This window comes from Elusimicrobiota bacterium (assembly GCA_040757695.1).
Classification (GTDB): domain Bacteria; phylum Elusimicrobiota; class UBA8919; order UBA8919; family UBA8919; genus JBFLWK01.
Window position 1 is genome coordinate 1 of the sequence record JBFLWK010000202.1, and the last position, 1,746, is coordinate 1,746.

Below are 1,746 nucleotides of genomic sequence, written 5' to 3' on the forward strand. Positions count from 1 at the left end.
CCCCGGAACACTCCAGACCTCCGAGCCAAAGATTTTTGCCGGGGGGGATTACACAAACGGCGGTGCATCTGTCGTGGAAGCGGTTGCCGACGGCAAGCGTGCTGCAAAAGCAATACAGAGTTTTCTTGAAAGATAATGATAACGAGAGTTAACATAAAATTTACATATTTTTTTCTTCTGTCCACTGCAGTTTTAATCTGTTATTTTAATATTTTTGTTAATGAATTTGTTTTTGATGACACCGGATTTATTTCGGGTAATGTTCTTGAACATAAATCTTTAGCAAACATCCCAAAATTTTTTAATTCACCAACCGGAGAATTGTACAGACCGCTCAGAAGTATTGCTTATGCTTTAACCCACTTAATATGGGCTACCAAAACATTCGGTTACCACTTAAACAGTATTTTATTTCATATCGCTTGTACTGTATTGCTCTATCTTATTGTAAAGATACTAATTAAAGAAGAAACAGTTGCATTATTCGCCGCTTTATTTTTTGCAACACATCCAATTCATACTGAATCTGTCACATTTATGACTGCAAGTTTTGACCTTTTAGGCCCTGTATTTTTTCTCCTGGCAATATATCTATACCTGCAAAGTATTGATAATATAAAACAGAGATTTTTTTATTTTGCATCTATAATTTCATTTACAATTGCAGCATTTTCTTCAGAAATGTCTTTAACTCTGCCGTTTGTTTTAATACTTGTAGAGTGGTATTTATCAAGAAAATTCAGTTTAAAGAACTATATACCATTTTTCTTAATAGCAGTGTTTTATATTTTTGTAAGATTTGTTGTCTTAGGAATTACAGGCCGTTCCACCGGCGAGCACTATCTTGCGTACAACCGACTCTGGACACTACTAACAATGGCAAAGGTTTTTGTCTATTATGTCTATTTACTTTTTATACCGAAACTTTACTCACAACCTGATTATGAAGATTACTTCAAAATGTCCGTCTCACTTTCTGACCCAGGAGTAATTTCCCCGTTACTCTTTCTAATATTACTGTTAATAATCGCAATAGTCATCCGGAAAAACTCAAGAATTATATCCTTCTCAATATTCTGGTTTTTTATAACGCTCTTACCCGTTTCAAATATTATTCCTATGAAAAACATTATGGCTGAACGGCACTTATACATTCCATCTATTGCTGCCTGTATTCTTTTGCCGGTAACATTAGTAAAAATATTTTATGCAAAAAAAATATTTTATTTCTCTGCAATTATTTTACTTTTAGTCTACGGAACGTTCGCAATAAAACGAAATACTGATTGGAAAGATAGGATAACACTCTGGACACGCACACTAATAAACTTCCCTCAAAGTGGAAAAGCATATACAGGACTTGGCGTGGCTTATGCTGAAAAAAAGCAGTTTGACAAAGCGATATACTATTTCAGTGAACTAAAAAAACTTGACCCGGATGATATAGAAAATTTGTATAATTTAGGTACAGCATATTTGGACAACGGAAAGTATGAACTTGCAATAGACACGTTTAAGGAGATTCTAATATTTAATCCTGAAGAAACGGGCGCTCTTGTCAGAATAGGAATGATTTATAATAAAATAAATAACTATGATATGGCTATAAAATTTTTCAAACAAGTTCTGGAACAAAATCCAAATTATGCAGAAATGTATGAGAGAATAGGAATTATTTACTTTAATAAAGGACAATTTAACCAGGCAATTGAAGAACTAAAGAAATCAATTGAAATTAAACCAAGT

General features: G+C 33.3%; 1 protein-coding gene. It reads left to right on the forward strand.

Annotated features, from left to right (window positions below; genetic code table 11):
- Positions 1–135 precede the first annotated feature (135 nt).
- On the forward strand, positions 136–1,746 hold a 1,611-nt coding region (locus tag AB1349_14110; protein MEW6558459.1), incomplete at its 3' end, for a tetratricopeptide repeat protein.